Source organism: Methanobrevibacter sp. (genome assembly GCF_036307625.1).
In the GTDB taxonomy this organism is placed as follows: Archaea; Methanobacteriota; Methanobacteria; order Methanobacteriales; family Methanobacteriaceae; genus Methanocatella.
Genome location: NZ_JAXJXF010000159.1, coordinates 1 through 3,915 on the forward strand (window position 1 = coordinate 1; position 3,915 = coordinate 3,915).

A 3,915-nucleotide genomic window follows, 5' to 3' on the forward strand; every position below is an offset into this window, starting at 1 on the left:
ACCATTAAGGTTGGAGATAAGAATTACACTGCTCCTATCGTTAACGGTACTGCTGTTGTGACTGTTGATAATTCAACTCCTGGAACTCACGATGTAGAAGTAATCTACTCTGGTGATGAAAACACCGAAGGAACTTCAACATCAAGCAAAGTGACTGTTCCTAAATATGACACTCCAATGTATGTCACAGTGGAAAATATTAAAGCTGGAGATAATGCTATTATCACTGTGAATGTTCCTGATGGTGCTAGTGGCAATGTGACTATTGAAATTGATGGTGTACAATACACTGGAGAAATTAAGGATGGCAAAGCTACAATCACTGTTAAAGACTTATCCGTTGGAAACAAATCAGTATATGTAAAATATGATGGTGATGATAAATACAACGCAAATATAACCACTGCACAGTTCAGTGTTGATAAACGCAATACAACAGTTAAAGCAATAATTGAGGATATTGAAGCTGGAGAAAACTTAAAAGTTACTGTAATACTTCCAGATGATGCAACCGGTCAAGTATTAATTGATATTGATGGTGTTGGATATTACGTCAACGTAACCAATGGTACTGGTGTGGCTGAAATCCCACACTTAGGCAGTGGAACATACACTGTAAATGTAACCTACACTGGTGATGACAAATACGCTTCAAGTTTCACTTCAAAAACATTTAAAGTTGAAAAAATGGATTCATTTGTTATTCCGACTGCTGTAAATATTGTTGTTGGTGAGAATGAGAATATTAAATTGCTTGTTCCTGCTGATGCTACTGGAAATGTTACTGTAATTGTTGGTGGAGAAGAATACAACTTCAACTTGGACGACGGCACATTAAGTGTTCCATCAAGTGATACAAAATACACAGTTGCTATTAGTGGTGGTGAAGGTGTATTGATTATATCTGGTCTTCCTAAAGGCGAATACTTCGTAAGCGTACGGTACAATGGTGATAATAAGTACTTGCCTTCAACTAACTCTACAATATTCACTGTATCAAAAACAGATACTAATATGGACATTGTTGATAAAGGCAATGGAACTATTGTTGTAATATTACCTGAAGACGCTACTGGTACTGTAACAGTTAAAATTGGTGATGATGAATATGTTGTTGATGTTGTAAATGGAACTGCAACAATTAATGTTGATAAAACCATTCCTGGCATTTACACTGCAGAGGTATCCTATTCTGGTGATCCTAATTATGCTAGTAAAAAGGCTAATGCTACTGTTGTTGTTCCAAAATCTGAATCTCCAATTAAAATTGATGTAAAAGATGGTTATGTTGGAGATACAATCACTGTAACTGTAACTGCTCCTAGTGATGCTACAGGTACTGTAACTGTTGAGATTGACGGTAAAAAATACACTGCTGAAGTAAAAGACGGTAAAGCTGTTATTGATATCAAAGGTCTGACTGCAGGTGATAAAAATATTGTCGTTAAATATAGTGGTGATGACTATTATCAAGACAATATTACATCTTCTGAATTTAAAGTTATGAAGAAGGATTCAACTGTATCTGCTTCATCAACTAATATTAAGGTTGGTAAGGATGAAGTTATTACTGTTACTGTTCCTAGTGATGCTAAAGGAATTGTGTTGGTTGATATTAATGGTGTAGGTTATTATGCTGAAGTTATTAATGGTAAAGCTAAAGTTGTTGTACCGGATCTTCCAACTGGTAAATACACAGCTAAAGTTACCTATCAGGGTGATGATAAATACTCTGAAAGTAAAACTATTACTACTTCATTTACTGTATCCAAGTCTACAGCTCCTATATCTGTAACTGGTGATTTGGTTGTTGAAGGTGAAGATGCTAATGTTGTGGTAAAACTTCCGAAAGATGCAACAGGTACTGTTACAATCATCGTTGAAGGTCAAAAATATACTTCCCGTCTTAAGGATGGTATAGCAAGATTCAATTTCTCAGGTTTACCTGCAGGTATACATGATGCTAAGGTAATCTATTCTGGTGATAAAAAATACGATTCAAATTCCACCTGGACAGAAATTGTAGTTGAAGGCGATGAAAATCATAATGGCAGTGATGATTACACTCATCATAGTCAGTATTCTGATAAGCATTCAAGTGGTGGAATTTCATTGGCTGATTATCCAACTGCTAATCCGATTTGGGTATTGCTATTGATATTATTGACTGTATGTACAACACAAATTAGAAGATTTAAAAAATAATCTTCTTTTTTATTTATTTTTTTTGAAATGCTTTGAGATATATGTGAAATTTTGTTAATTATCTAAGCTCATTTTTTAATTCTTTTTTTTTTTGTTGATTGCTTTTGCAGATTTATTCAAGAATCGTAAATTTTTGATTGAAATGTTTCTATTTTAATAGATTCATATAAGGGTAACAGTTCAAATATGCCGTATCTTTGAGCATTAAAAATACTTTTGTCATCTTAATATTTTCGAAATTCTTCAACACGGAAATTAATTAAATGTAGTGATTTATTTTTTTTTCAGATTTTTCGTATAAATGATGATGTCTGGAAAATCTATTGTAGAATTTTCGAATATATGCATGATGATTTTTTTTATATGATCTGTGAAATTATTTGATTTTTTTTGTGAAGTTGTTAAGAATTTCAATATCGAGTAGATGGATGCATATTCATGGATTAATCCAAAAATTAATTTTTATTTATTTCTTAAATTTTCTTATTTTTATCTGAAAAAATTTCATAATTTATTATTTTCCTTATTCGTCACAAATTCTTAGTTTCTTCTATTGATTTTTGTTTTGTCATATTTAAAAAAATTATTCTAAACATTTAATCATGGGTATGTGATATTGGAAGTTAAATGTTAAGTATTAAAGGATTGAATTGGTGTGCATGGGCTTTTGTCGATTTGGCTATTTATTTTTTTTTAAAATTTGCTATTTTTTAGGTACTTTTTTTACTATTTATACTTATTTTGTACTTAATTTTACATATTTTATTAAATAATGTTTAATTTTTTTAATATATTGGATATTATGTCTTATGTTGGGAGGGTATATTTGTGATATATCTAAATATATCTCAATTTGACTTAATCTGTTTATTTTTAGGTATGCTTAAATTAAAGTTATACAAAATTTATTGCTGTGTTTTGGGGGGATATTTGTTTTAACTATTTAAAACAAAATATTTGTTTAATTATTCTCCTGAATATCTAGAATATGTTTAATATTTTTGTAAAATCTCTTAAAAGTAAATCTTATATATTAGTAAATACTTATATAGATATCACGATAGACTCTCCAAGATGTATTAAAATGTACATCTATAATTTATGGAGGGGGTGTATTATGAATAAAAAAGAGATATTAATTATACTTTTAATGATCTGTTTTGTTTGTTCACTTCAGGCAGTTGTTGCTGCTGATGGTTCAAATGCAACAGATGTTGTAAAGGCAACTCATACAGATGTTGTCGGAAGTACTGATGTCTCTGCATATTCACTTCCTGATTCTAATCAAATACTGCGAGGAAGTGAAAATGCGGGAACATTCACGGACTTGCAGAATAATTTAACTGGTAAAACAGAAGTAACTCTGAAAAATAACTTTACATATGACAGTAGCAAAGACTCTGGCTTAGTTAATGGTATAACTATTTCTGATTCTATTACCATAGATGGTCAAGGTAAAGTGATTATTGATGCTAACAAACAAGATAGAGTATTCAATATTGCTAGAGGAGCTACTGTAACATTGAAAGGAATTACATTTATCAATGGTAATGCCAATGGTAATGGGGGGTCTATAGTTTCAGAAGGTAAATTAACATTGGAAAACTGTAATTTCATCAACAACACTGCTAGTGGCCACGGTGGTGCTGTATACTTAGGATCTAGTGATGGAGACAAAATCACTAACTGTAACTTTGAAGGCAATGTCGC

Annotated in this window: 1 protein-coding gene and 1 pseudogene; both read left to right on the plus strand. The window is 31.3% G+C overall.

All coding sequences use genetic code 11. From position 1 onward, the window contains the following. Positions 1-2,205, plus strand: a 2,205-nt coding sequence (locus tag UIB65_RS10215; RefSeq protein WP_330041462.1) for an Ig-like domain-containing protein, incomplete at its 5' end; no start/stop codon positions are given. A gap of 1,117 nt (positions 2,206-3,322) precedes the next feature. Beyond that, positions 3,323-3,915: pseudogene (locus UIB65_RS10220) on the plus strand (hypothetical protein); the annotation flags it as partial.